Origin of the sequence: Pseudorhodoferax sp. Leaf265, from assembly GCF_001422365.1 — a bacterium.
Lineage (GTDB): Bacteria > Pseudomonadota > Gammaproteobacteria > Burkholderiales > Burkholderiaceae_C > Pseudorhodoferax.
On sequence record NZ_LMMT01000001.1, the window covers coordinates 733,051 to 756,796 of the forward strand.

The 23,746-nt window shown below is 71.4% G+C and carries 25 protein-coding genes; 8 read left to right on the top strand and 17 right to left on the bottom strand.

The genetic code is table 11. From position 1 onward, the window contains the following. Positions 1 to 7: 7 nt before the first annotated feature. The 3 genes from ASF45_RS03440 to ASF45_RS03450 all read right to left on the bottom strand — a co-directional run bounded on the left by ASF45_RS03440 (position 8) and on the right by ASF45_RS03450 (position 3,096). Complete coding sequence (locus tag ASF45_RS03440; RefSeq protein WP_056656851.1) at positions 8 to 943, bottom strand: hypothetical protein; 936 nt, start codon at positions 941 to 943, stop codon at positions 8 to 10. A gap of 80 nt (positions 944 to 1,023) precedes the next feature. Continuing rightward, positions 1,024 to 1,992 (bottom strand): tripartite tricarboxylate transporter substrate binding protein, encoded by a 969-nt coding sequence (locus tag ASF45_RS03445; RefSeq protein WP_056656854.1) that lies wholly within the window; start codon positions 1,990 to 1,992, stop codon positions 1,024 to 1,026. Positions 1,993 to 2,220: 228 nt separating this feature from the next. Beyond that, on the bottom strand, positions 2,221 to 3,096 hold the full coding sequence (locus tag ASF45_RS03450) for an AraC family transcriptional regulator (protein WP_056656857.1): 876 nt from the start codon (positions 3,094 to 3,096) through the stop codon (positions 2,221 to 2,223). A gap of 80 nt (positions 3,097 to 3,176) precedes the next feature. Here ASF45_RS03450 and ASF45_RS03455 point away from each other — a divergent pair, with 80 nt between their 5' ends. The 4 genes from ASF45_RS03455 (at position 3,177) to ASF45_RS03470 (ending at position 5,773) form a co-directional block, all read left to right on the top strand. Beyond that, positions 3,177 to 3,725 carry a carboxymuconolactone decarboxylase family protein gene (locus tag ASF45_RS03455; RefSeq protein ID WP_056656861.1) on the top strand — a complete coding sequence of 183 codons (549 nt, stop codon included), beginning with the start codon at positions 3,177 to 3,179 and terminating at the stop codon, positions 3,723 to 3,725. 85 nt (positions 3,726 to 3,810) lie between these two features. Continuing rightward, positions 3,811 to 4,386, top strand: coding sequence for a redoxin domain-containing protein (locus ASF45_RS03460; protein ID WP_056656864.1), 576 nt, complete (start codon positions 3,811 to 3,813; stop codon positions 4,384 to 4,386). 2 nt (positions 4,387 to 4,388) lie between these two features. Continuing rightward, a complete protein-coding gene (locus ASF45_RS03465) occupies positions 4,389 to 5,090 on the top strand; it encodes a glutamine amidotransferase (RefSeq protein ID WP_200932108.1) in 702 nt (233 codons plus the stop codon). After that, the gene (locus ASF45_RS03470; RefSeq protein WP_200932099.1) at positions 5,087 to 5,773 is read left to right on the top strand and encodes an MOSC domain-containing protein; all 687 of its coding nucleotides are present in this window, start codon (positions 5,087 to 5,089) and stop codon (positions 5,771 to 5,773) included. The genes ASF45_RS03465 and ASF45_RS03470 overlap by 4 nt, the downstream gene beginning before the upstream one ends. Before the next feature lie 12 nt (positions 5,774 to 5,785). Here ASF45_RS03470 and ASF45_RS03475 read toward each other — a convergent pair whose 3' ends face one another. The 3 genes from ASF45_RS03475 to ASF45_RS03485 form a co-directional block, all read right to left on the bottom strand. Then, a complete protein-coding gene (locus ASF45_RS03475; RefSeq protein WP_056656870.1) occupies positions 5,786 to 6,289 on the bottom strand; it encodes a hypothetical protein in 504 nt (167 codons plus the stop codon). A 105-nt stretch (positions 6,290 to 6,394) separates the two neighbouring features. Further along, a complete protein-coding gene (locus ASF45_RS03480; RefSeq protein WP_056656873.1) occupies positions 6,395 to 7,825 on the bottom strand; it encodes a catalase in 1,431 nt (476 codons plus the stop codon). Positions 7,826 to 7,845: 20 nt separating this feature from the next. Next, positions 7,846 to 8,463, bottom strand: a complete 618-nt coding sequence (locus ASF45_RS03485; RefSeq protein ID WP_056656876.1) for a protoglobin domain-containing protein — start codon at positions 8,461 to 8,463, stop codon at positions 7,846 to 7,848. 235 nt (positions 8,464 to 8,698) lie between these two features. Between ASF45_RS03485 and ASF45_RS03490 the strand changes: the two genes are divergently transcribed. Continuing rightward, on the top strand, positions 8,699 to 9,610 hold the full coding sequence (locus tag ASF45_RS03490) for a YihY/virulence factor BrkB family protein (protein WP_056656879.1): 912 nt from the start codon (positions 8,699 to 8,701) through the stop codon (positions 9,608 to 9,610). A 3-nt stretch (positions 9,611 to 9,613) separates the two neighbouring features. Here the strand turns inward: ASF45_RS03490 and ASF45_RS03495 are convergent, their stop codons facing one another. The 9 genes from ASF45_RS03495 to ASF45_RS03535 form a co-directional block, all read right to left on the bottom strand. Beyond that, entirely contained in the window at positions 9,614 to 10,183 is a 570-nt protein-coding gene (locus ASF45_RS03495; protein WP_056656882.1) for a response regulator transcription factor, read from the bottom strand. A gap of 80 nt (positions 10,184 to 10,263) precedes the next feature. Next, on the bottom strand, positions 10,264 to 11,163 hold the full coding sequence (locus ASF45_RS03500) for a helix-turn-helix domain-containing protein (protein WP_056656885.1): 900 nt from the start codon (positions 11,161 to 11,163) through the stop codon (positions 10,264 to 10,266). A 100-nt stretch (positions 11,164 to 11,263) separates the two neighbouring features. Further along, on the bottom strand, positions 11,264 to 12,505 hold the full coding sequence (locus ASF45_RS03505) for a PHB depolymerase family esterase (protein ID WP_162243954.1): 1,242 nt from the start codon (positions 12,503 to 12,505) through the stop codon (positions 11,264 to 11,266). Between the two features lie 168 nt (positions 12,506 to 12,673). Beyond that, on the bottom strand, positions 12,674 to 13,681 hold the full coding sequence (locus ASF45_RS03510) for a transketolase family protein (RefSeq protein WP_056656891.1): 1,008 nt from the start codon (positions 13,679 to 13,681) through the stop codon (positions 12,674 to 12,676). After that, positions 13,678 to 14,532 carry a transketolase gene (locus ASF45_RS03515; RefSeq protein WP_056656894.1) on the bottom strand — a complete coding sequence of 285 codons (855 nt, stop codon included), beginning with the start codon at positions 14,530 to 14,532 and terminating at the stop codon, positions 13,678 to 13,680. Before ASF45_RS03515 ends, ASF45_RS03510 begins: the two co-directional genes overlap by 4 nt. 30 nt (positions 14,533 to 14,562) lie before the next feature. After that, positions 14,563 to 15,822 (bottom strand): TRAP transporter large permease, encoded by a 1,260-nt coding sequence (locus tag ASF45_RS03520; protein WP_056656897.1) that lies wholly within the window; start codon positions 15,820 to 15,822, stop codon positions 14,563 to 14,565. 16 nt (positions 15,823 to 15,838) lie between these two features. Further along, complete coding sequence (locus ASF45_RS03525; protein WP_082550777.1) at positions 15,839 to 16,375, bottom strand: TRAP transporter small permease; 537 nt, start codon at positions 16,373 to 16,375, stop codon at positions 15,839 to 15,841. Then, complete coding sequence (locus ASF45_RS03530; protein ID WP_056656900.1) at positions 16,372 to 17,358, bottom strand: TRAP transporter substrate-binding protein; 987 nt, start codon at positions 17,356 to 17,358, stop codon at positions 16,372 to 16,374. Before ASF45_RS03530 ends, ASF45_RS03525 begins: the two co-directional genes overlap by 4 nt. A 44-nt stretch (positions 17,359 to 17,402) precedes the next feature. Beyond that, positions 17,403 to 18,152, bottom strand: a complete 750-nt coding sequence (locus ASF45_RS03535) for an SDR family NAD(P)-dependent oxidoreductase (RefSeq protein WP_056656904.1) — start codon at positions 18,150 to 18,152, stop codon at positions 17,403 to 17,405. Between the two features lie 115 nt (positions 18,153 to 18,267). Between ASF45_RS03535 and ASF45_RS03540 the strand changes: the two genes are divergently transcribed. Then, entirely contained in the window at positions 18,268 to 19,158 is an 891-nt protein-coding gene (locus ASF45_RS03540; protein ID WP_056656907.1) for a LysR substrate-binding domain-containing protein, read from the top strand. Between the two features lie 83 nt (positions 19,159 to 19,241). Here ASF45_RS03540 and ASF45_RS03545 read toward each other — a convergent pair whose 3' ends face one another. Continuing rightward, on the bottom strand, positions 19,242 to 19,826 hold the full coding sequence (locus ASF45_RS03545; protein ID WP_056656910.1) for a response regulator transcription factor: 585 nt from the start codon (positions 19,824 to 19,826) through the stop codon (positions 19,242 to 19,244). A 288-nt stretch (positions 19,827 to 20,114) separates the two neighbouring features. Between ASF45_RS03545 and ASF45_RS03550 the strand changes: the two genes are divergently transcribed. Both ASF45_RS03550 and ASF45_RS03555 read left to right on the top strand, forming a co-directional pair. Further along, on the top strand, positions 20,115 to 20,765 hold the full coding sequence (locus tag ASF45_RS03550) for a response regulator transcription factor (RefSeq protein WP_056656913.1): 651 nt from the start codon (positions 20,115 to 20,117) through the stop codon (positions 20,763 to 20,765). A 98-nt stretch (positions 20,766 to 20,863) separates the two neighbouring features. Next, entirely contained in the window at positions 20,864 to 23,215 is a 2,352-nt protein-coding gene (locus ASF45_RS03555) for a PAS domain-containing sensor histidine kinase (RefSeq protein ID WP_056656916.1), read from the top strand. A 3-nt stretch (positions 23,216 to 23,218) separates the two neighbouring features. Here the strand turns inward: ASF45_RS03555 and ASF45_RS03560 are convergent, their stop codons facing one another. Beyond that, a complete protein-coding gene (locus tag ASF45_RS03560; RefSeq protein WP_056656919.1) occupies positions 23,219 to 23,515 on the bottom strand; it encodes a response regulator transcription factor in 297 nt (98 codons plus the stop codon). Between the last annotated feature and the right edge of the window lie 231 nt (positions 23,516 to 23,746).

Consider the following 23,746-nt stretch of genomic DNA (forward strand, 5'->3'; position numbering starts at 1 on the left):
AGCCAGCTCAGCGCGGCACGGCGCGGCGCCCGGGCTGCGGCGCCGGCCTGCGCGGTCGCAGCGGGCGGCCCTGGCGCAGCAGCGCGACCAGGTCCGGCTCCAGCACGAAGGCCTCGCCAAAAGACAGTGCATCGGCCAGGCCGGCGTCGCAGCCCAGGGCCGCCGCCGGTAGCCCCGGCACCGCGAGCACCAGCGGCCCGGCGAAGACACGCCGCATCTGCGCCAGGATGGCGGGCTCGGCGGCCGCGGCGTGCAGGTAGCCGATGCCCATGTCCGCCAGCTGCCGGGCCATCGGCACGGCCGGCCGGCGGGCCGACAGCCAGACGCCGACCCGGGGCGCCGGCCACACGCCCAGCAAGGCCTGCACCACGTCGGTCAGCAGGCGCAGGCCGCGCGCGCCGTCGGCTCTCCCGGCCACCCCGGGCAGGCTGGCGTAGCCCGCGATCAGCGAGGCCGGCAGCGCGGCTGGCGCCGCGTCCAGCTCGACGGCGTCGAAGCCGGCGTCGCCGGCGTTCTCCGCGGCGCAGCGGTAGTCTTCCAGCACGGCCTCCAGCGGCGCCAGTCGATCGCTCAGCAGCGCGCCCGGATGGCACAGGTGGGCCACGGCGTAACCGCCGCGCGCGTGGATCGCGTCGGTGACGTCGCGCCACAGGTTGACCTGGTCGGCCGCGTACAGACCGGGTGTGCGGCCGAACGCATCGCCGGGCGCCACCAGCACCGGCTCGCAGACGACCATGCCGCCCGGCGTGGCGCGCTGCGCGTAGTAGGACACCATGTGCGGCGTCGGCACGCCGCGCGGTGGCAGCGCGCGGCGCAGCGGCCAGGCGCCGACCACCACGCGGTGACGCAGCGCGATGTCGCCGATGCGCAGCGGCATGAACAGGGGCGAGGCGGGCCCCGCGGCCATCTGGCCGGTGGCGGTGGGCAGTGTCAGAACGCTCATGTCGGATCCTTCGGCACGAGCATCGGCGCAGCGCCTGCGGCGGCGCAAGTTAAGGCTTGTTAAGAGTCGCCGCGCGCAGCTCACGGCACCGCCCGGGCGGCCGCCGCCGCCAGGCCACGGTAGCGCCGCACCTCGGCGGCCAGGAAGGACTGCGCCTCGGCGTCCGTGGCCAGCGGCACCGGCGCCAGGCCCATGGCGGCCAGCTGCTGGTGCACCGCGCCGTCCTGCACCGTCGCAACGGCCGCCGCACGCAGCCGTTCCAGCGCCGGCGCGGGCACGGTGGCCGGCACCAGCAGCGCGCTCCAGCTGCGGTGCACGAAGCCGTCCAGGCCCAACTCCTCCCATGTGGGGACCTGCGCGAAGCCTGGCACGCGCTCCGTGGCCGCCACGGCCAGCAGCTGCAGCCGGCCCGCCCGCACGAGGTCGGGCACGCCGGCCGCCAGCGGCAGGAAGGCGGCATCCACCACGCCGCCCATCAGGTCCTGCAGCAGGGGTCCCGCGCCACGGTAAGGCACGTGCAGCCAGCGGGCACGCGCCCGGCGTGCGTAGTCGTCGGCCACCAGATGGGCGTTGGAACCGACACCATAGCTGGCCAGCCGGAGCTCGGCATCGCCGCGCACCGCGCCAGCGGCCAGGCTGGTCCACACGGCCAGGTCCAGGCCGGGCCGTGCCAACAGGGCCATGGGCGCACTGCCCAGCACCGCCAGCAGGCGGAACTGCTCGGGCCGGTACTTCAACTCGGGGTTGAACAAGGGCGCCAGCACCACGTCGCTGTCGGTCCCGGCCACCAGCGCGGTGCCATCGGCGGCCGCCAGCGCATGCTGCAGGCCGATGGCGCCCGCCGCGCCGGCGATGTTGTCGACGACGAGCTCCCGCTGCAGGTGGTGTCTGAGCGCGGGCACGACCAGGCGCGCCTGCGCGTCCAGGATGCCGCCGCTCGGGTAGGGCACGACCAGGCGCAGGATGCGCCCGTCCTGCGCCTGCGCGCCCAGGCCCGGGCCCAGGGCCAGGCCCAGGACGATCCAGCATGCCTTCCACCATCGCTGCATCCGCCACCTCCAGTTCTTCGGGCAAGCGGGCATGCTAGGCAGGCAATCCGCTGCCAGCCATCCCCCAGAAGGGGCAACCAGGCCGTGCGTGCGGGCCGTCCTGTCGGCATGCGGGCGGCTGCCGGCCGCCGCGCGGCGGCCAGCCCGGCGGTGCCGACCGCGATGGTCAGCGCCCGCCGCCAGCGCCTGGGCCCGGTACGGACGGATGGCACCGCCGGGCGGTCGCGTTCAGCGTGTCCGCGCCAGCCATTCCCGTGGCGACAGGCCCAGCCGCTGACTGAAGAGCCGCGACAGCGCCGACGCGCCGCCGTAGCCGAGCTCGTCGGCCAGCTGCTTGACCGGACGCCCTGCGCGCAGTCCGGCCTGGGCCAGCGTGAGCCGCCAATCGGCCAGGTAGGCGGCCGGCGTCTGCCCGACCACGGCGTGGAACTGCGCGGCGAAGGTGCTGCGCGACATGCCGGCGCGCTGTGCCATCGCTTCCAGGGTCCAGCCATGGCCCGGGGCTTCGTGCACCGCCACCAGTGCGCGCGCCAGCCGCGGGTCGGCCAGGCCGGTCAGGAGACCGCTCTGGATGCCGGCCTCGGCCGGATGGTCGATGCACCAGCGCAGCAGCTGGATCAGCACGACCTCGAACAGCCGGTCGGCCAGCAGGCGCTGGCCGCAGCGCAGCCGCTCGGTCTCGGCGAACAGCAGCGCCAGCGCGGCCTGCAATCCCTCCACGCGCGCCAGCGGCAACAGCACCAGGGCGGGCAAGGCGCGCACCAGCGGGTTGGCCCCGCCACCTTCGAACTCCAGCTCGGCGCACACGAAATCCGAGCCCTCGACGGGCGGGTTGTGGAACACATGGGCCACGGGCCGCGGATAGAACAGCAGGCTGGGCTCCGTGACCGTCAGCAGGCGCGGCAGGCCGCTGCGTGGCGCATGGCGCAGCTCCAGCCGGCCGGCACGCATCACGTGCAGGAAGCCGCGCCCCGGCACTGCCGGAAACGGACTCACGCCGCACAGCGGCCCCTGGTGGAACAGCCGCGCACGCACGCGGCAGCGCTCCAGCAGGGCGGACAGGCGGTCCAGGGGGTCGGGCGGGGCTTCTGGACGATTCGGCATGATCCATGGACGATTCGCACCCAATGGTACAGGCAGGGCACGCACACTGACATCCTCATCCCCACCGAAAGGAAACCACCATGTCCCGCATCCCCCTGCTCTCCACCTCCGACACCAGCGGCGAGCGCCAGCAGCTGCTGGCCCAGATCCACGGCGCATTCGGCACCACGCCCGCGATGTTCCGCGCGGTTGCCAACTCGACGGCCGCGCTCAAGAGCATGTGGGGCAGCTTCGGCGCGCTGGGCGCGGGCGTGATTCCGGCGAAGCTGGGCGAGCAGATCGCCGTGGCCGTGGCCGAACGCAACGCCTGCCACTACTGCCTGGCCGCCCACACCCTGCTGGGCCGCAAGGCCGGCGCCACGGCCGAGGAGATGGCCGCGGCCCAGCGCGGCGAATCGGCCGATGCGCAGACGGCCGCGGCGCTGCGCTTCGCGCTGCGGCTGGTGGAGGCGCACGGCCAGGTCGATGCCACCGATGTCCAGGCCCTGCGCGACGCGGGCTTCAGCGACGAGGAGGCGGTCGAGATCGTGGCCCATGTGGCGCTGAACCTGTTCACGAACTACGTGAACCTGGCCTTCGACGTGCCGGTGGACTTCCCGGCCGTGCGCCTGCACCGCCAAGGCGCCTGAACATGGCCCCCCACGCGCATCGCGGCGCGTATCGCGGCCCCCGTGGGGGCGCGTCAGTGCCTGCGGGCGGTCGGGCGGCACCGACATGACCAGCACGACGCCGCTTCCCGCGCCTGCGCTGCAGGTCGCGCACTGGCTCAACACGCCGACGCCCATCACGCTGGCATCGCTGCGCGGCCGCGTCGTCGTGCTGCACGCCTTCCAGATGTTGTGCCCGGGCTGTGTGTCGCACGGCCTGCCGCAGGCCCAGCGCCTGCACCAGTTGTTCCCGCCCGAGCAGCTGGCCGTGGTGGGCCTGCACACGGTGTTCGAACACCATGCCGTGATGGGCCGCGTGGCCGCGCTGCGGGCCTTCGTGCACGAGTACCGGCTGAGCTTCCCGATCGGCATCGACCAGCCCGACGGCCATGACGGCGTGCCGCTGAGCATGCAGGCCCTGCGCCTGCGCGGCACGCCCAGCCTGGTCGTGCTGGACCGGCAGGGCCGCGTGCGGCTGCACCACTTCGGCCCCATCGACGATCTGCAGCTGGGCGCGCTGCTGGGGCAGTTGGTGGGGGAGCCCCTGCCTGCTGCGCACGCGCTGCCAGCGGCCGACGGCTGCGATGATCGCGGCTGCCCCTTGCCCCCTGTTGCCACGTCCACCACTGCTCCCGCCGCATGAAGATCCGCACCGTTCTCGCCCTGCGACACCTCGCGTTCGAAGACCTGGGCCTGCTCGATCCGCTGCTGCGCGCACATGGCTGCCAGCGCATCGACTACCACGAAGCCGGAGTGGACGACACCGACCGCATCGACCCGGCGGCGGTCGACCTGCTAGTGGTGCTGGGCGGCCCCATCGGCGCGCACGACGATGCGCGCTACCCCTGGCTCGCCGATGAAGTGCGGCTGGTGCGCGAGCGTCTGGCCAGCGGCCGGCCGCTGCTGGGCATCTGCCTGGGCGCGCAGCTGATGGCACGCGCGCTGGGCGCGGCGGTCGCGCCGATGGCCCATGGCCACAAGGAGATCGGCTTCGCGCCCCTGCAGCTGACCGAGGCCGGCCGCACCTCGCCGCTGGCCGCGCTGCAGGGCCAGAGCGTGCTGCACTGGCACGGCGACCAGTTCGCACTGCCGACCGGCCTACCGAGTCTGGCCGCGACCGGGCCGTGCCCGCACCAGGCCTTCATGCCGCATCCGGCGGCACTGGCGCTGCAATTCCACCTGGAGGCCGACCCGCGCCGCATCGAGCAATGGCTGGTCGGCCACGCGACCGAGCTTTCCCAGGCCGGCGTGGACATCCCCGCACTGCGCGGCGATGCCGCGCGCCACGGTGCCGGCCTGGCCGCCGCGCTGGAGCGCGTGGTCGGCGCCTGGCTGGAGCGCCTGTGACGCAGGCCATCGCCCGCGTGCGCACCGTGCTGACCGGTCCGGCCCGCCCCTACACGCGGCCGGGCAGCCGCAGCGCCATCGACAAGCAGCCGCAGGCCGGGCCGGTCGCCGTCGGTGCGCTGGGGCTGGCCGGCGACGAGCAAGGCGACCTGCGCGTGCACGGCGGCCCCGACAAGGCCGTGCACTGCTACGCCAGCGTGCACTACCCCGTGTGGCGCACCGAACTGCCCCCCGCGAGCAGGCTGCAGGCGCCGGGGGCCTTCGGCGAGAACCTGAGCCTGGACGGGCTGGACGAGCACGGCGTGTGCATCGGCGACCGCTGGCAGATCGGCAGCGCGCAGTGCGAGGTGAGCCAGGGCCGCCAGCCCTGCTGGAAGCTCAACGACCGTTTCGGAGTGCCGGACATGGCGCGCCGCGTGCAGGACAGCGGCCGCGCCGGCTGGTACCTGCGCGTGGTGCAGCCGGGCCAGGTGCAGGCCGGCGACAGCGTGCTGCTGCTGGCACGGCCGCATGCCAACTGGTCCATCGCACGGCTGCTGCGGCTGATCGCCGAGCGCAGCTGCGTGCCGGCCGTGCTGGACGAGGTGCTGGCCCTGCCGCTGCCGCCCTCGTGGGAGCGGCTGTTCCGCCGCCGGCGCGAGCAGGGCCAGGCCGAGGACTGGGCGCCGCGGCTGCAGGGCTGACGGCCCCGGCCTTCAGGCCGTGCGCGCGGCGGCAGGAGTGGAAGGCCCGGCACGCCGGCGCCGGTACAGCATCTGCAGCAGCATGACCACGGCGAACACGCAGAACACCACGCCGACGGTGGCCTGCAGCTTCGGATCGTCCGGGCCGGTGAACAGCGGTGCGCCCAGCGGCACGCGCGTGAAGGTCTCGGTCAGACCAGGCACCATGTGGAAGAACAGCGTCAGCGTCCACAGCGCGGTCTGCGCGTAGGGCCACCAGCGCATGCGCAGCGGCAGCAGCGCCAGGCCGAGCACCAGCAGCGTCAGCACACCCAGCATGTGGGCCTCGTTGAAGCCGCCGCGCTGGAAGATGCCGAAGCCCGTGAGGCAGGTCAGCACCGTGGTCCACAGGTAGACCTGGCCGAGCCGCCGGCCCGGGTCGATGGCGCCGCGCTGCAACAGGCTCTGGTAGCCGGTCCACAGCGCGACCAAGCTGATCGCGGTGTGCAGAAAGCCGAGGGTGGTGAGTCCGAACATGGGGGCTCCGTGGGTGGGTAGGTGCTGGCATGTTGCGCGACCGCCCGCGGCCGGCGCAGTCCCGCAGGGGGCAAGCAGGCATCTCCCAAAAGGGGCAAGGCCGCGTCAGCCCAGGCCGAGCGCGGCGGCCACGCGCGCGCCATAGCCCGCATCGGCGCGGCTGCAGTTCTGCACATGGCGTTGTCGGATGTGCAGCGGCGCATCGCCCATGGACCGCGCCGTGTTCGCCGCCAAGCGCTCCTGCTCGCCCGGCGACATCAGCCGGTACAGCGCGCCGGGCTGGGCGTAGTGGTCGTCGTCCTCGCGGTGCTCCCAGTGCTGCACCACGCCTTCCAGCGGCAGGGGAGGCTCGCCGGCTGCGGGGGTGTCGGCCCACTCGCCCGCGCTGTTGGGCACATAGGACAGTGTCCCGCCGGCATTGCCGTCCACGCGCATGGCACCGTCGCGGTGGTAGCTGTGGAACGGGCAGCGCGGCGCGTTGACCGGGATCTGGTGGTGGTTCACGACGAGCCGGTAGCGTTGGGCGTCGCCGTAGGAGAACAGCCGCGCCTGCAGCATGCGGTCGGGCGAGAAGCCGATGCCGGGCACGGTCTGCGCTGGCGAGAACGCGGCCTGCTCGACTTCGGCGAAGTGGTTCTCCGGGTTGCGGTTCAGTTCCAGCACGCCGACCTCGCGCAGCGGGAAGTCGCGGTGCGGCCAGACCTTGGTCAGGTCGAAGGGGTTGACCGGACGCTGCTGCGCAGCGCGCTCGGACATGGTCTGCACATACAGCGTCCAGCGCGGGAAGTCGCCGGCCTCGATGGACTGGTACAGGTCGCGCAGCGAACTCTCGCGGTCGCCGGCAACCACTGCGGCGGCCTCCGCGTCCGTGAGGTTGGCGATGCCCTGCTGCGTCCTCCAGGTGAACTTGACCCAGTGCCGCTCGCCCGCCGCGTTGAAGAGGCTGAAGGTGTGGCTGCCGAAGCCGTGCATGTGGCGGTAGCTGCGCGGCAGGCCGCGGTCGCCCATCACGTAGGTGACCTGGTGCAGCGCCTCGGGCAGCAGCGTCCAGAAGTCCCAGTTGTTGGTGGCGCTGCGCAGGCCCGTGCGCGGGTCGCGCTTGACGGCGTGGTTCAGGTCCGGAAAGCGCAGCGGGTCGCGCAGGAAGAACACCGGCGTGTTGTTGCCCACCAGGTCCCAGTTGCCCTCCTCGGTGTAGAACTTGATCGCGAAGCCGCGGATGTCGCGCTCGGCATCGGCCGCGCCGCGCTCGCCGGCCACGGTGGAAAAGCGCACGAACACCTCGCAGCGTTTGCCGACCTGGGCGAACAGCGCGGCGCGCGTGAAGGCCGTGATGTCCTGCGTGACCGTGAAGTGGCCGTAGGCGCCGGCGCCCTTGGCGTGCATGCGGCGCTCGGGGATCACCTCGCGGTCGAAATGCGCGAGCTTCTCCAGCAGCCACACGTCCTGCAGCACGGCCGGACCGCGCCGGCCTGCCGTCTGGATGTTGAAGTTGTCGACCACCGGCGCGCCGGCGGCATGGGTCAGTCGGGTCATGGCAGTTTCCTCGGGAGCGGTCAGAAGTCGTCGGCCGGCAGGTAGGGCTGGGCCCACAGCGTGGCCGTCAGGGTGACGGCCTTGAACCAGGCCTGGTGCATGGCCTCCACCTGCTCGGGCGCATGGCCCTTCCTGGCGAGGAAGGGCCGCATGGTGGCCGTCAGCGGCACGATGAAGGCGATCAGGTAGCGCAGGTGGACCACGTCCGCCGTGGAGTGCACGCCGTCGGTCCGGTTCTTCTTGAGGCGCGTGTGGCGCAGGCCGATCTCGTACTGGTAGTCGAGCCAGGCGCGGTCGTAGCGCGCGGCCGTGGTGTCCAGGATCCAGGCGCCGAAGCGTTTGCGCACGGCCGCGAGGTAGGCCGCGTCGGGCGCGCCGTCGCTGCCGGCGAAGTAGCGCACCAGGTGCGGGCTGCTGCCGACAAATCCATACCAAACGTCCAGCACGTCCTCCACCTGGTCCTGCAGGATCTGGTGCGCCAGGCGCAGGGCCTGCAGGTCGGCCTCGCCCAGCAGCAGCGTGGCCTGCAGGTCGGCGAAGTCCTGCTCGGACAGCGGCGAGCGCGCCGACTGCGGCGTGCCGCAGGTGTAGCCGGGGATCGTGCTTGCAGGCGGATCGGCAAGGGTCGTGGCGGACATGGCTGGGCCTTTCAATGGTGCGGGACGCAACGGGCTTCCCTGGCCGTGGAGCATGCACCGCGGCCGCCGCGCCGGCATCCCCCTTGCAAGAGCAAGCCACCTCTGCCCAATGGGGCAGGACCGCCCAGGTCTGCCGGCCCACAGGCCTTGTCGCCCTTGTCCGGCAGCGGTGCGCGCGCACGGCGCCTAGGCTCCTGGCTTCCGAGTCAACGCGGACGACCGCACAAAGGAACCCATGGCCGACATCTGGCGCCGCCTGAAACATGCCGCGCTGGCCGCCCCGGGGCTGGGCGTGCTGCTGCGGGCCATTCGCAACTACGTGCTGCACCAAAGCGCGAACCAGGCGGGCAGCCTGGCCTTCTCGTCGGTGCTCTCGATGTTTCCCCTGCTGTTGCTGCTGTCCGCCGCCGCCGGCTACGTGGGCCAGCCCGGCGATGCCGCAGCACTGGTCGGCCGCGTGCTCGGCTATGCGCCCCAACTGGTGCGCGACGCCCTGCAGCCCGTGGTCCAGCAGGTGCTGGCCCAGCGCAACCAGGCGCTGCTGGCCATCGGCCTGGTGGTCACGCTGTGGACGGCGTCCTCGGGCATGCAGGCCGTGCGCACGGCGCTGAACCGCGCCTACGGCATCGAGCGCGGCACGGCGTTCTGGAAAGCGCGGCTCAAGGTCACGCTGTTCACCGTGGTCGTGGGCGGCGGCATCCTGCTCGCGTTCAGCTCGGTGATCGTGATGCCCTACCTGTGGCAGCTGCTGCAGCAGCAGATCGGCGCCGGCCAGGAGACGCCCTGGCTGCGCAACAGCGTGCGTTACGGATCGGCCTTCGTGGTACTGAGCGCGCTCTACGCCGTCGCCTACGCCTGGCTGCCGGACACGCGCCAGCGCCTGGGCACGGTGCTGCCAGGCGCGGTGGTGGGCGCGGCGCTGTGGGTGGGCGCGGCCGCCCTGCTCTCGTACACGCTGCACAGCGCGGGCAAGCTGGCCCTGGTCTACGGCAGCTTCGCGGGCGTGGTGGCCACGCTGGTCTTCCTGTACGCCAGCGGCACCACGCTGATCTTCGGCGCGGAGGTCAACGGCGTATTGCGGGCACGGCGGCAGCACGAGGCCCCGCCGCAGCCCGGGGACAGCGCGGCGACGGCTGCCGCCGCCTGAATCTCACGCCGCCGCGTCCAGCAGCCCGCGCTCCAGCGCGATCCGCACGGCATGCGTGCGCGAGCGCGCCCCCAGCTGCCCCAGGATCGCCTTCATGTGCGACTTGACCGTCCCCGGCGCGATGCGCAGCGCCTGTGCCACGCTTTTGTTGCTGCGCCCGCGCGCCACCAGGCGCAGCACCTGCAGCTGGCGCGGCGTCAGTGGGGCGTGCTGCAGGCTGTCGGCCAGGCGCTGCACCGCGGTCGGCCCGAGGTAGCGCGCGCCACCGGCCAGCAGCCGGATGCCTGTGAGCAGATCGTGCGGTGTGCCGTCCAGGTGCAGGTAGCCATCGATGCCGGCCGCCAGTGCTGCGCGCAGTTGCTGCGGCTGGTCGTCCTCGGCAAGGACGAGGACCTTGGCAGCACTGCCGCCGGCCAGGGCCAGGCCCCCGGCCTGGTCGGCCACGACGATCTGCGCGCTGTCCGCGTCGACCAGTTCGATGCCGGCCTGCTGCACCAACGCGGCCCGCAGGCCCTGTGCGACGAAGGCGTTGCGGTGGGCGATGCAGACCTGGATGGCGTAGGGCGGGGACATGGCCACGCATCGTCGCCCAGGCGGGCGCGCTGCGCTGTTCCCAGATTGCGGCCTGCTGTGCGCCGATTGCCGAAATGCGCTCAGGCCGGCCCGCCGCCACGCCGGAACACGCCCGGCGTCACCCCCGTGGCCTGGCGGAATGCGCGCGTGAAGGACGAGGGGCCGGAGAAGCCGCAGGCCACCGCGATGTCGGCCAGCGGCTGCAGGCCCGTGCGCAGCAGCCGGCGCGCGGCCTCGATGCGCAGTTGCGCCAGGTAGCGGTGCGGCGGCATGCCCAGTCGCTGGCGGAACATGCGCGCAAAGTGGAACGGGCTCAGGCAAGCCACGGCCGCCAGGTCGTGCAGGCCGATGTCCTCGGCCAGATGGGCCTGCATGTAGGCCAGCACGCGTTCGGCGCGGCGCGCGTCCAGCGCCTGGCGCGGGGGCGCCGGCAGGCGGTCGGTCCGGTCGGAGTAGGCCTGCACCAGCCGCGCCGTGAGCGCCGCACCCAGGCTCTCGGCCAGCAGCCGCCCACCGGCCGTGGGCGCGGCCATCTCGTCCAGCAGGGTCTGGCCGATCTGGCGGACCAGACCGTCCTGCACACCGGCCAGGTAGCGGATGGACTGCGCACCGAAGCGGCTGCCGCCCAGCGTGTCCGACAGCGCCTCGAAGGGCTGGGCCGGCAGGTACAGGTGCAGGATGCGCTGCAGCGGCCGCGTGATGCGGATGTCGTCCTCGCCCACGCCCACGGGCGAGATCCAGATCGTGCCGGCATCGACCCGCGTCTGCTGGCGCAGCCCGGCGCCCTTGCGGCTCACGAAGGCATCGCGCTCGCCGGCCAGCGCGAGCGTGATCTCCAGCTGGTCGGACTGGAACGGCGGCAGGTCGCCGGCCGGGTGCGCGCGCAGCTCGGCCGCGATGCCGCGCCAGCCCAGGCCGGCAGACGAGGCGGCCAGCGCGGCGCGGGGAAATTTCTGTCGGCCGTGGGTCAGCAGTTCCATGGGCGCTCCACAAGTGCGCAGCGATTGTGGCGCCGGACACGATGGCACGTCCATGGGAACGGCCGCCGCCGTGGCAGCTTCCTGCGCCACGGCGGCAGGCTCAGCGCTTCAGGCCGAAGACCCAGTCGCGCGCAGCGGCATCGGCATAGCCGGCGATCCACACGAAGTGGGCGGTCGGCGCGAAGAAGGTGCCGCTGGGGTAGAGCTTGTTCTGGAAGCTGATGCCATGGTCCGTCAACTGCTTGACGAGGTTCAGGTAGGCCGGATGCCGGACATCGGGATCGTCCTCGGCGGCGACGATGCGGATGCGCCCGTCCAGGTGCCGCTTGATGCCGGCCCAGTCGTAGTCCGCACCGGTCACGGTGGTGCTGTTGGCGCCCCCGGCCCAGGCGGCATTGAGGAACACCGCGGCGAATGTGGCGGGGTAGCTTTCGGCCATCAGCAGCGCACCGTTGCCGCCCATGGACAGCCCGGTGAGGTAGATGCGCGCCGCGTCGACCTTCTCCGTCGCCATGACGCTCTGCAGCAGCTCATAGGCCGCCTGGCCGTCGGCCGACAGGCTGCCGGTGGGATCGTTCGATGCCCAGGCCGTGTTGGCTTGCGGCGCGATGACGATGGCTTCCTTGGCCGCGCTCGCCTCCGAGTCCTGTGCCCAGATGGTGGCCTGCTTGGTGCGCTTGAGCACCATGTCCGACGGTTGGCCACCGGCAGCCCGCTGGCCGACGCCGTGCAGCGCGAGCACCACCGGGTAGGTCTTGCTGCTGGCGGCGTAGTTCGGCGGGTAGTAGATGTGGTACTTGATGGCGGTGCCGGCAGCACTGGTGAAGACCTTCTCGGCGCCGAACCTGGCGCGGACGGCCGCATCGTTGTCGCGCACGATGCGGACCGTGTAGTTGGCGGCGTCGCCCGACGCCGGATCGGCCACCGTGACCGTCGCAGTCTGCACGTACTCGACGTCGTAGGCAGCGTAGCTCTGCGACAGCTTGACCATGTAGCCGGTGTTGCCCAGGGTCTGCGCCAGCGGCACGGCTTCGGGTGCGGCGACATCGGTGTTCGCGACGGTCGTGCTATACGCCCCGGCCGTGATGGCGGCGGTCACCGAGGTCTGCGCCGCCGCGCCATCGGCCGTGGGCTGCAGCAGCACGCCGAAGATGTCGCTCTGCACGCGCAGCGTGTAGTTGCGTACCGCGGGGTCGAATGCCGGCTCCAGACGTTCACCGCTGTGCGCGCTGGTCGTCACCGCCAGGCCGGTCAGGCGCGGGCTGTTGTTGTCGTCGTCGCCACCGCCGCACGCGGTCAGTGCCGCCAGCGCCACCATGCACATGGCATGAGAAGGTTTCATCGTTGTCTCCCATCGGCTCGCTCTTAAAGGCGTTGCCGGTGAGCCACGCCGGCAACATGCTTGCCCTGCGAAGAGGGCGCGTCGATCCCGGACCATGCGCGGCACGGCCCTTGTGTCAGAAGGACGGGACAGGGATGCGCGCCTGGCGCGCGCACCGGATCTGCGGCGTCAGCCGAGCCAGGAACGCACGCGGGCACCCAGCACCGTGCGGCTGATGCCGTAGCGGTCGTGCAGCGTGGGCAAGGCGCCCGCATCCAGAAAGGCGTCGGGCAGGCCGGCCAGCTGGAAGCCGGCAGGCTGCGCTCCGTGGCGCAGCAGGGCGCTGGCCACCGCCTCGCCCAGGCCGCCGATGACCGAATGGTTCTCGGCCACCACCACCAGGCGCGGCCTAGCCCGCACGGCGGCCACGATGGCGGCTTCGTCCAACGGCTTGATCGTGGGGCAATGCAGCACGGCCACGCCCACGTTGTCGGCCTGCAGATCCTGCGCGACTTCCAGCGCGCGCATGGTCAGCAGGCCGCTGGAGATGACCAGCACGTCGTTGCCTTCGCGCAGCATCTTGGCCTTGCCCAGCTCGAAGCGGTAGTCGTAGTCGTCCAGCACCAGCGGCACGTTGCCGCGCAGCAGCCGCATGTAGACCGGGCCGGGGTGCTCGGCGATCTGCGGCACGGCCTGCTCGATGTCCAGCGCGTCGCAAGGGTCGACGATGGTGAGGTTCGGGATGCCGCGCATCATGGCGATGTCCTCGGTCGCCTGGTGGCTGGGGCCGTAGCCGGTCGTGAGGCCGGGCAGCGCGCAGCAGATCTTCACGTTCAGGTTCTCTTCGGCGATGACCTGGTGGATGAAGTCGTAGGCGCGGCGGGTGCCGAACACGGCGTAGGTGGTGGCGAAGGGAACCAGGCCCTCCTTGGCCATGCCGCCGGCGGCACCCATCAGCAACTGCTCGGCCATGCCCATCTGGTGGAAGCGCTCGGGGTAGGCCTGGGCGAACAGGTGCAGGTCGGTGTACTTGGCCAGGTCCGCCGTCAGCCCGACGACGTCAGGCCGCGTGGCGGCGTACTCCAACAACGCCTTGCCGAAGGGCGCTGCTTTGACGCGCTGCCCTTCGCTGGCGATCGAGGCAATCATGGCCGAGGTGGTGAGCTTGGGCTTTTTCTCTGCGACGGCGGTGTTCATGCGGCGGCTCCTTCGGGTTGCGACTGGTCCAGGATGGCGAGGGCCTGCTGCCACTCGGGCGGGTCGACGCGGATGAAGTGGTTCTTCTCGCGCTGCTCCAGGAAGGGCACGCCCTTGCCCATCAGCGTGTCGAACAGGATCACGCGGGGCTTGGCGTCCTTGAGCGCACGGGCGGCGTCGAACGCGGCCAGCACGGCCGGCAGGTCGTTGCCGTTCACGCGCTGCACATGCCAGCCGAAGGCGGCCCACTTGTCGGCCAGCGGCTCGAAACCCAGCACCTTGCCCGAGGGGCCGTCGGCCTGCTGGTTGTTGATGTCGACCAGGCAGATGAGGTTGTCCAGCCGGTGGTGGGCGGCCGACATGGCGGCCTCCCAGGTCGAGCCCTCGTCCAGCTCGCCGTCGCTCATGGAGTTGTAGACGAAGGCCGGGTTCTTCTTGTGCTTGAGGCCGAGCGCCATGCCCACGCCGATGACCAGGCCCTGGCCCAGCGAGCCGCCCGAGATCTCCATGCCCGGCGTGTAGCTGGCCATGCCAGACATGGGCAGGCGGCTGTCGTCGCTGCCGTAGCTGTCGAGCTCGTCCTCGGCGATGACACCGGCCTCGATCAGCGCGGCGTAGTGGGCGATGGCGTAGTGGCCGTGCGACAGCAGGAAGCGGTCGCGGCCCTCCCACTGCGGATCTTCGGGCTGCAGGTTCAGCGCGTGGCCATAGGCCACGGCCAGCACGTCGGCCCAGCCCAGGGCCTGGCCGATGTAGCCCTGGCCCTGGACTTCGCCCATGCGCAGCGCGTAGCGGCGGATGCGCCAGGCGGCCTGCGCCAGGCGGACGCGGGTGTCGGTGGATGCGTTCACGGGAGCATTCCTTGCAAAGTTAAAGACGGATCAGCGCAGGATGAAGGCAGGCACGTAGGAGACGAGTGCCAGCACACCGAAGGCGACGAAGTAGAACGGCCCCAGTTCGCGCACGGTCTGGCCCACCTTGACCTTGGCCAGCGCGCTGGTGATGAAGAGCGTGGTGCCCACGGGCGGCGTGTACAGGCCGATGGCCAGGTTCACGACCATCATGATGCCCAGCTGGGTCATGTCCATGCCGATGCTGTTGGCCAGCGGCACGAACACGGGCGTCAGCAGCAGCACTGCAGCCGGCAGGTCGATGAACATGCCGATGAACAGCATCAGCAGGTTCATGAGCAGGATGACCATCCACTTGGCCTGGACGTTGCCCTTGACCCAGTCGACGATGCCTGTGGGCATCTGGTCGAAGGTCAGCAGCCAGCCGATGGCGGCGGAGGCCATGATCACCAGCAGCACCACGCCCGTCGCCAGCCCAGAGTGCACGACGGCCTCATGCAGGCGTTTCCATCCCAGGTCGCGGTACACCAGGACCGACACCACGCCTGCGTAGAGCGTGGACAGCACAGCCACCTCGGTCGGGGTCGCAATGCCGAAGCGCAGGAACACGATGATCAGCACCGGCAGCAGCAGCGCGGGCGAAGCGTAGAACAGGTGCTGGCGAAAGGCTGGCCCATCGAAGCGCCCGGTCTCGCGCGGGAAGTTGCGCCGCTTGCCCACCCACCAGCACACGGCCATGAAACCGCCGCACATCAGGATGCCCGGCAGCACGCCAGCCACGAACAGCGAGGCGATCGATGCGTTCGCACTCAGCGCGAACAGGATCATCGGGATCGACGGCGGAATCAGGATGTCGATCGTTGCGGCCGACGCCAGTGTGGCGGCCGAAAACGCCGGCGGATAGCCCAGGCGCTTGTGCCAGGGAATCATCAGCGAACCGATGGCCGAGGCATCGGCCACGGCGGAGCCCGAAACACCGCCGAACAGCGTGGACGACAGCACGCCGACCTGGGCCGGGCCGCCGTGGAAGCGGCCGATCAGCGCCGACAGCACGCCCACCAGTGCCTCGCCCAGCTTGCCGCCCATCATGAGCGAGCCGGTGAGCATGAAGAACGGAATGGCGATCAGCGGAAAGCTCTGCACCTGCGCCACCATCTGCTGCACCAGCAGGTCCAGCGGAATGCGGTCGGAGGTGGCGGCCGCGGCCAGGGCGCCGACCAGCAGCGCATGCGCGATGGGCATGGCGATGACGGCGCCGCCCAGAAAGGTCAGAAGGATCAATGCGGACATCTCGTGTCTCCTGCCTTCACCAATGCGCCGTAGGGACACGCGGCTCGCCAGCATCTGCGCCACCGGCCGGCATTGGGGCGGCCGGGTGCAAGGCTTGCAGCAGCGCGTTCCACATCGACTGCAACGCCAGGGCCGCGAGCATCGCCATGCCCAGCATCACGCAGGCGTAGGTGATCGAGCCGGGCACCTGCAGGATCTGGCTGCGCTCGTCGTGCACGATCTCCAGCATCTGCAGCGTGGACCAGGCCAGCGTGGCGTACAGCGCCACCACGACGCCCCAGCTGAACACGGCCAGCCAGCGCTGCCAGCGCGGCGGCAGGGCCTCGACCAGGAAGGTGGTGGTGATGTGGGCGCCCTGCGCGGCGGCCAGCACCACCCCGGACATCACGAGCCAGGGGAACAGCAGCTCGGGCACCTCGTTGGCCCACTGAAGGCTCTTGCCGCTGGCGTAGCGCAGCACGGTGTTGCCCACGAGGATCAGGAAGATGACGGCGGTGCTGACCCACAGCATGAGCTTGCAGGCGCCCACCACGGTGCGTTCGACGAAGTTCATCGCGTGGCGTCCACGACCTTCTTGACGTACGGGCCGATCGGGCCGGCCAGCCACTTCTCCTGCACCTTCACGGTGGCCCGGGTGAACTCGACCTTGTCGACGTTGCTGACCTGCACGCCCTTGGCCTTGAGGTCTTCGAGCAGGCGCGCGTCGGCTTCGCTGGAGAGCTTGCGCTGCAGCGCCGTGGCCTCGGCCGCGGCCTCGGTCAGGGCCTTGCGGTCGGCGTCGTTCAGGCGGTCCCAGCTGCGCTTGCTGATGAGCAGCGGCGTCATCTGGAACATGTGGCTGGTCAGCGTCAGGTGCTTCTGCACCTCGTAGAGCTTGCTGGCGTGGAAGTTGACGAGCGGGTTCTCCTGGCCATCCACCACACCCTGCTGCAAGGCGACATAGAGCTCGGCGAACTTGATCTGCTGGGCCTCGGCACCCAGCGCCTGCATGATGTCGACCAGCACCGCATCGGGCGGCGTGCGCATCTTCAGTCCCTTCATGTCGGCCACCTTGGTGATCGCATGCTTGCTGTTGGTCATGTGGCGGATGCCGTTGTCCCAGTAGCCCAGCACCACCATGCCTTTGGCCGCGGACTTGTCGGCCAGCTCCTTGCCCAGCGGGCCGTCGAGCAGCTGGAACGCTTGATCGGGCGTGGAGAAGAGGAAGGGCATGCCGTATGCCGCGTACTCCGGCACGGCCGAGGAGACGGCACCCTGCGAGTTGGCCGACAGGTCCAGCGCGCCGGTGCGCAGCGCCGTGACCATGGCCGCGTCGTCGCCCAGCTGCGCCGACGGGGCGACCGTCACGTCGATGCGGCCGCCGCTCCTGGCCTTCGCCACCTCCGCGAACTTGAGGGACGCGACGTGCCGCGGGTTGTCCGGCGCGGAGCCGTGGCCCAGCGTGAGCTTGACGGCCTGGGCCTGCGCGAGCATGGGCGACAGCAGCGTGGCGGCGACGACGGCGAGCGTGGTGCGAATGAAGGTCTTGCGTTGCATGGTGGGTGTCTCCTGATGGAAGGGTCGGGTCCAGTGCGGACGCCTCAATGGATCAGCATGCCGCCGTTCACATCCAGCGTGATGCCGGTGCAGTAGCCCGACAGGTCGCTGGCCAGGAACACGCAGGCGCCGGCGACGTCGCCCGCGCGACCGAGGCGCGCCAGGGGAATCGTGTCCTCGATCTCCTTCTTGCGCTCCGGGCTCAGCTTGCCCTGCGTGATGTCGGTCTCGATCAGGCCGGGCGTGACGCAGTTGACGCGGATGCCCTGGGCGCCGAACTCGCGCGCCATCGCCCGTGCCAGGCCCAGCACACCGGCCTTCGCTGCCGAGTAGTGCGGGCCGCCGAAGATGCCGCCGCCACGCTGCGCCGACACCGAGGAGATGCAGACGATGGAGCCCGACTGCTGCGACTGCATGGTGGGCAGCACCGCCTGCGACATGTACAGCGTGCCGCGCAGGCTGACGTCCAGGATGCGGTCGTAGTCGGCGCCAGTGATCTCCAGCGTCTTGACGGGCTGGGTGATGCCGGCGTTGTTGACCAGCGTGTCGATGCGGCCGAAGCGCGCCACGACCGCCTGTGCCGCGGCCTCGCACGCGGACCTGTCGGTCACGTCGGCCACCAGGCCGATGTGTTGGTTGCCGAGCTGGGCAGCAGCCGCGGCGGGCCGGGCGCGCTCCAGATCGAGCAGCGCGACGCGGGCGCCCAGGCTGGCCATGAGCTTGGCCGTTGCGAATCCGAGGCCGTTGAGGCCGGCGCCGCCGGTGATGACGGCGACCTTGTCTTTGAGCAGCATGTGTGCGGTTCCTGGTGGTGACGGGGCCGGATGTTCGGCAATCCACCGGATGACGACAAGCGATGAATCGTCAAGCTATGATGACGATTCATCACCTTACACCAGGGTTCACCCGATGTCCCTTCCGCCCACCGCGCAGCTGCTGGCGTTCGACGCCGTCGCCCGGCGCAGCAGCTTCGCGTTGGCCGCCACCGAGTTGCACCTGACGCCTTCGGCAGTCAGCCACCAGGTGGCCAAGCTGGAGGCGCATCTGGGCATGCGCCTGTTCGAGCGCCATGCGCACGGGGTCTGGCTCAGCGCCGCGGGCGAGAACTACCTGGCCCGCGTCTCGGGTGCACTGGCGGCGATCGTCGCGGCCACCCAGGATCTGCGGCATGGTGTGGGCAACAGCTTGTACGTGCATTCCGCTCCCAGCATCGCCAGCCTGTGGCTCATGCCACGCCTGCGCGGGTTCGCGCAGGCCCATCCGGAGATCGCGCTGAACCTCTCCGCGGCCCATACCCAGAGCGACTTCGCGCTCGGCCAGGCCGACGTGGACATCCGCTACGGCATCCCGCAGTGGCCTTCGGACCTGGAGGTGGAGCCCTTGTTCGAAGAGCGCATCGTGCCGCTGGCCAGCCCGGACTTCGTGAAGGAGCATGGTCTCAAGCGCATCGCGCAGTTGCTGGAATTGCCCCTGATCCAGAGCAATGTGAGCGTGATCCAGTGGGCAGACTGGTTCCGGGAGTTTTCGGACGCGCGCGCGCCGGACCGCTTCGCGGTGCGCTTCGACCGTGCGCAGATGTCGCTGGACGCGGCCACGCAGGGTCTGGGCGTCGCCCTGGAAAGCGCGGTCAACGCTGGCGGCCACCTGGCCGAAGGCCGGCTGATCGCGCCCTTCGGCATGGGCAAGGCCGTGAAGGTGAAGGCGCATTTCGCGGTCTACCCGGCGCGCTATGCGCGCCGCGCGCCGCTGCAGGCGTTCCTGACGTGGCTGCACCGCGAGGCGGCCAGGACCCGGCAGTGAGTGCCCTCGGTCCGGGCGCGCGATGGTCGATCCTTGCGCGCCGCCAGGCCGCACGAGGGCACGCCTTGCGTGGCACCGCCGCCTCAGTTGCGCGCCGCCAACCCGCGCGCCATCGCGATGCTGACCACCTGCGTGCGGCTGTTGGCCTGCAGCTTGGACATGATGCCCTTGACATGCGCCTTGACCGTGCCAACCGCGATCTGCAGCTGGCGCGCGATGGTCTTGTTGCAGCAACCTTGCACCAGGAGGCTCAGCACGTCGGATTCGCGCCCTGTGAGGTGCTCGCGCGTCATGCTGTCGGCCATGCGCTGGGCGGCGGCCAGGCTCAGGTAGCGCTGGCCCTGGGCCAGCGCGCGGATGCCCTCGAGCACGTCGTCGACGCGGCTGCCGGCCAGCAGGTAGCCGTGCACGCCGCGCTCCAGTGCGGTGCGCACCTCCTGCTCGCGGTCTTGCACGGCAAGCACCAGGATGCGTGCCGGCGTGCGTCCAGCCGGGGCCGCGGCCCATGCCAGGCCGCCGGCGTAGTCGGTCAGCACCACGTCGGCCGCACCTGAGGGCACGAGCTCGATGCCAGGCTGCGTGCCCAGTGCGGCCGCCAGGCCCAGGGCCAGCAGCGGATCGGGATGGGCGACGAGAACCTGGATGCGGGATGCGGGCAGTTTGGTCATGGTGTGGACTCCTGGGTGGGAACGGGCGGCGTCGAGGCGCCGATGGAGGTCATCTTGGCCGCCCGCTTCGCCCAAAGCCAGTTAAGGCTTGGCAAGCCTTGCTAAGGCTTGCCCCCGATGGGGTACGCGCGAAGCCAGCGGCGCGCGGCACGGATCTTCCCCCGCGGACCGCCGGCGGACTGCATCCGCGGTGGCCGCCAGATGTCATCTGACATCTGGCCGTGCACTGCGTTCGTGGTGTGGCGCACCACGCTGCCTAGACTGCGGCACAGCACCCGCGAGGACCCCATGCCCTACGACCACCTGGACCTGCTCAAACCCGCGCCGTTCTCGGTGCTGCTGGCCGACGCCCAGCCGCTGATGCGCCTGGGCGTGGCCGCGCTGGTCGATGCCCAGGCCGACATGCACGTCGTGGCCCAGGCCGCCAGCCTGAACGAGCTGCAGGCCCTGCGCGCGCACCACCGGCCCGACGTGGTGTGCCTGGACATCGCGCTGCTGGACCCGCGGCCGGCCGAGCACCTGGCCGCGCTGCGCCACGGTGAGACCGCCAGCCGCGTGGTGGTGCTGACCCAGCGCGCCGGCGAGGAAGACATCTACCGCGCCGTCTGCGCCGGCGCCGACGCCTACCTGTTCAAGGACAGCCCAGCCGAGCAGCTGCTGCAGGGCCTGCGCACGGCACATGCGGGCGGCCGCTACATGCCGCCGGCCGTGGCGGCGCGGCTGGCAGCGCGCTTGCACGGCGGTGTACTGAGCCAGCGCGAGATGCAGGTGCTCGAACAGGTGGCGGCCGGCCACAGCAACAAGCGCATCGGCCTGGCCTTCGGCATCAGCGACGGCACGGTCAAGTCGCACACCAAGCGCATCTTCCACAAGCTGGGCGCCACCAGCCGCACCGGGGCGGTGGCGATCGCGGTGCAGCGCGGGCTGATCGCGCTCTAGCAGGCTCTGGCGCGCACCCAGGCCCCCGCCTATGATGCGCCGGCCCGCGCCGGACCTTGGCGCGGGGCATCCCCTCCCACCGCTCCGGCAGGCGCACTTTGCAGCAACCCGATCCGGCCCTCGACATCGCGGCCCTGCAGGCGCAGGTCGCCGGTACGCTGGCCGCTGCGGAGCGCGCCCGCCACGCGCAACGCCATTTGGAAGCTGCGCAGCACTACGAACAGGCGGCACGGCAGGCCGGCGCGCAAGGCTGGACGGCCGGCGAGGCGCTGGCGCACGAGGGGGCGGCGCAGAGCCTGGCCTTGCTGGGCCTGGCCACGGCCAGCGAGGCGCATTGGCGCCGCGCCCATGCGGCCCACGCACGCTGCGGTGCCGACGCCAGACTGCGCGAACTGGAGCAGGCCCACGCTTTCCTGCGCCCCGGCGAGGCGCAGGACACCCGCCTGGTCGACGAGCTGCGGCGGGAGATCCGCGAGCGCCAGGAGGCCGAGCGCCAGAGCGCGCGCGTGCAGGCGGCGCTGGCCGAGAGCGAGCAGCGCTTTCGCCGCATGGCCGACGCCACGCCCGACGTGATCTGGATCACCGAGCTGCTGCCCGAGCGCGTGGTCTACGTGAGCCCGAGCTTCGAACGCGTCTGGGGCCGCAAGGCCGAGGACCTGTACCGCGACCCGCGGCTGTGGACGGCCAGCATCCACGACGAGGACCGCGAGGCCGTGGAGCACGCCTTCGGCGCCTGGATCGAGTGCGGCGCCGACCGGGCCTGGACAGCCGAGTTCCGTGTGGTCCAGCCCGGCGGCGCCGTGCGCTGGATCCACGAGCGCGGCGTGATGATCTCCGACGACCAGGTCGGCCGCGTGACCGGCATCTCCACCGACATCACCGAGCGCAAGGAAGCCGAGGCTGCGCTACGCATCTCCGAGAGCCGCTTCGCGCTGGCGGCGGCGGGCTCGAACGACGGCATCTTCGACTGGGACATCCCGAACGACCGCATGTACCTGTCCGAGCGCGCCCAGCGCCTGTACGGCCTGGAGCCTGGCCCGGAGGTGCGCAAGCGCGAGGACTGGGTCCGGATGCTGCGCCAGCACCCCGACGACGCGGCCCGGCGCACGGCCTTGCTCTGGGGCTACCTGGAGGGCCGGCTACCGGCCTACGATGGCGAGTACCGCATCCTCCATCCCGACGGCCTGTACCGCTGGGTGCGGATCCAGGGCCTGTGCGTGCGCGATGCCAGCGGCCGGCCCACGCGCATGGCGGGCTCCATCAGCGACATCGACCCGCACAAGCGCGCCGAAGCGGCGCTGCGCCAGACCCAGCGGCTGGAGGCCGTGGGCACACTGGCCGGCGGCATCGCACACGACTTCAACAACATCCTGGGCGCGGTGCTCGGCTTCGGCGAAATGGCCCAGCGCGGCACGCGCGCCGGCAGCCGCGCGCGCCGCGACATCGACTTCATCATGACCGCGGCCGAGCGCGGCCGAGCGCTGGTCGAGCGCATCCTGGCCTTCAGCCGCAGCGGGCTGATCGAGCGCGTGCCGGTGCACATCGAGCATGTGACGCAGGAGACGCTGCAGCTGATGTCGGCCGCCATCCCGGCCGAGGTGAGGTTCACGCAGCAGCTGACCACCGGCCGTGCCGCAAGCCTGGGCGATGCCACGCAGTGGCACCAGGTGGTGATGAACCTCGTCACCAATGCGCTGCAGGCCATGCCCGAGGGCGGCACGCTGCGCGTGGCGCTCACGCTGCAACCGCTGGACCGGCCACGCGTGGCGACGACGGGCCAGCTGGTCGCCGGCGAGTACCTGGTACTCGAGGTGGCCGACACCGGCGCCGGCATCGCGCCCGAACACCTGGCGCGCATCTTCGACCCCTTCTTCACCACGCGCGAGGCCGGTTCGGGCACGGGCCTGGGCCTGTCGCTCGTGCACGGCATCGTGACCGAGTTCGGCGGCGCGGTCGACGTGCGCACCGAGCCCGGCGCCGGCAGTTGCTTCAGCGTCTGGCTGCCGCGCACGGGCGACGCGGCCATGCCGACGGACAGCATGCCGGCGCGGCTGCCACGCGGCCGGCACGAGCAGATCCTCGTGGTGGACGACGAAGACGCGCTGCTGCACCTGGCCACGCAGCGCCTGGCCGACCTGGGCTATGTGCCAGTGGGCTTTCGCTCGGGCGCGGAAGCGCTGGCGGCGTTCGCGGCGCACCCCGAGCGCTTCGACGCGGTGCTGACCGACGAGCGCATGCCGGGCATGTCGGGCACCGAGCTCGTGCGCGCGCTGCAGGCGCTGCGCCCCGGCATCCCGATCCTGCTGCTGACCGGCTACACCGACGCCGAACGCGTGCAGCGCGCCCGCGCGGTCGGCGCGAGCGCGGTTCTGGGCAAACCACTCGCCGAGCGGGATCTCGCACGGGCGCTGGCGCGCGTGCTGGCACCAGCGGCGGGCCGGACCGCCTAGGTTTCAGGGCAGCGCGGCGCGCACGGCCTGCAGCAACTCGTCGCGCGCGAGCGGCTTGGCCAGCACCGCAGAGACGCCCTGCAGCCCCGGTGCCGTGCCGCCACGGCCGAAACGCGCGGACAGCAGGATCAGCGGGCCCGCATGGGCCGCACGCACGCTGCGCAGCAACGCGGCCACGGCCTGCGGGCCCGCCACGTCGGCGACCACGAGGTCGAAGGCCTGTCCCGCCAGGCCAGCCGCCCTGGCCTCGGTCGCGCGGTAGCCCGCATCGTCCAGCCAGCGCAGGAGCAGCTGGCGCATGAGGTCATCGGCTTCGACGACGGCAATCCTGAACGGTGGCGGCAATCGCAGTCCCTCGGCCCTTTCGGTCGGCCGACGCGCCGGCCGGCTTCGCCATTACAGCGGCGCGCATGGCGGCCTCAATGTCCGAGGGCGGTCGCCATGTGTCATCTGACACAAGCCGGCGTGCCGCCTGCGGCCGACACGGAACCGACATCCCGACACTGTGCTGCGCGCGCCACCCACTGCACG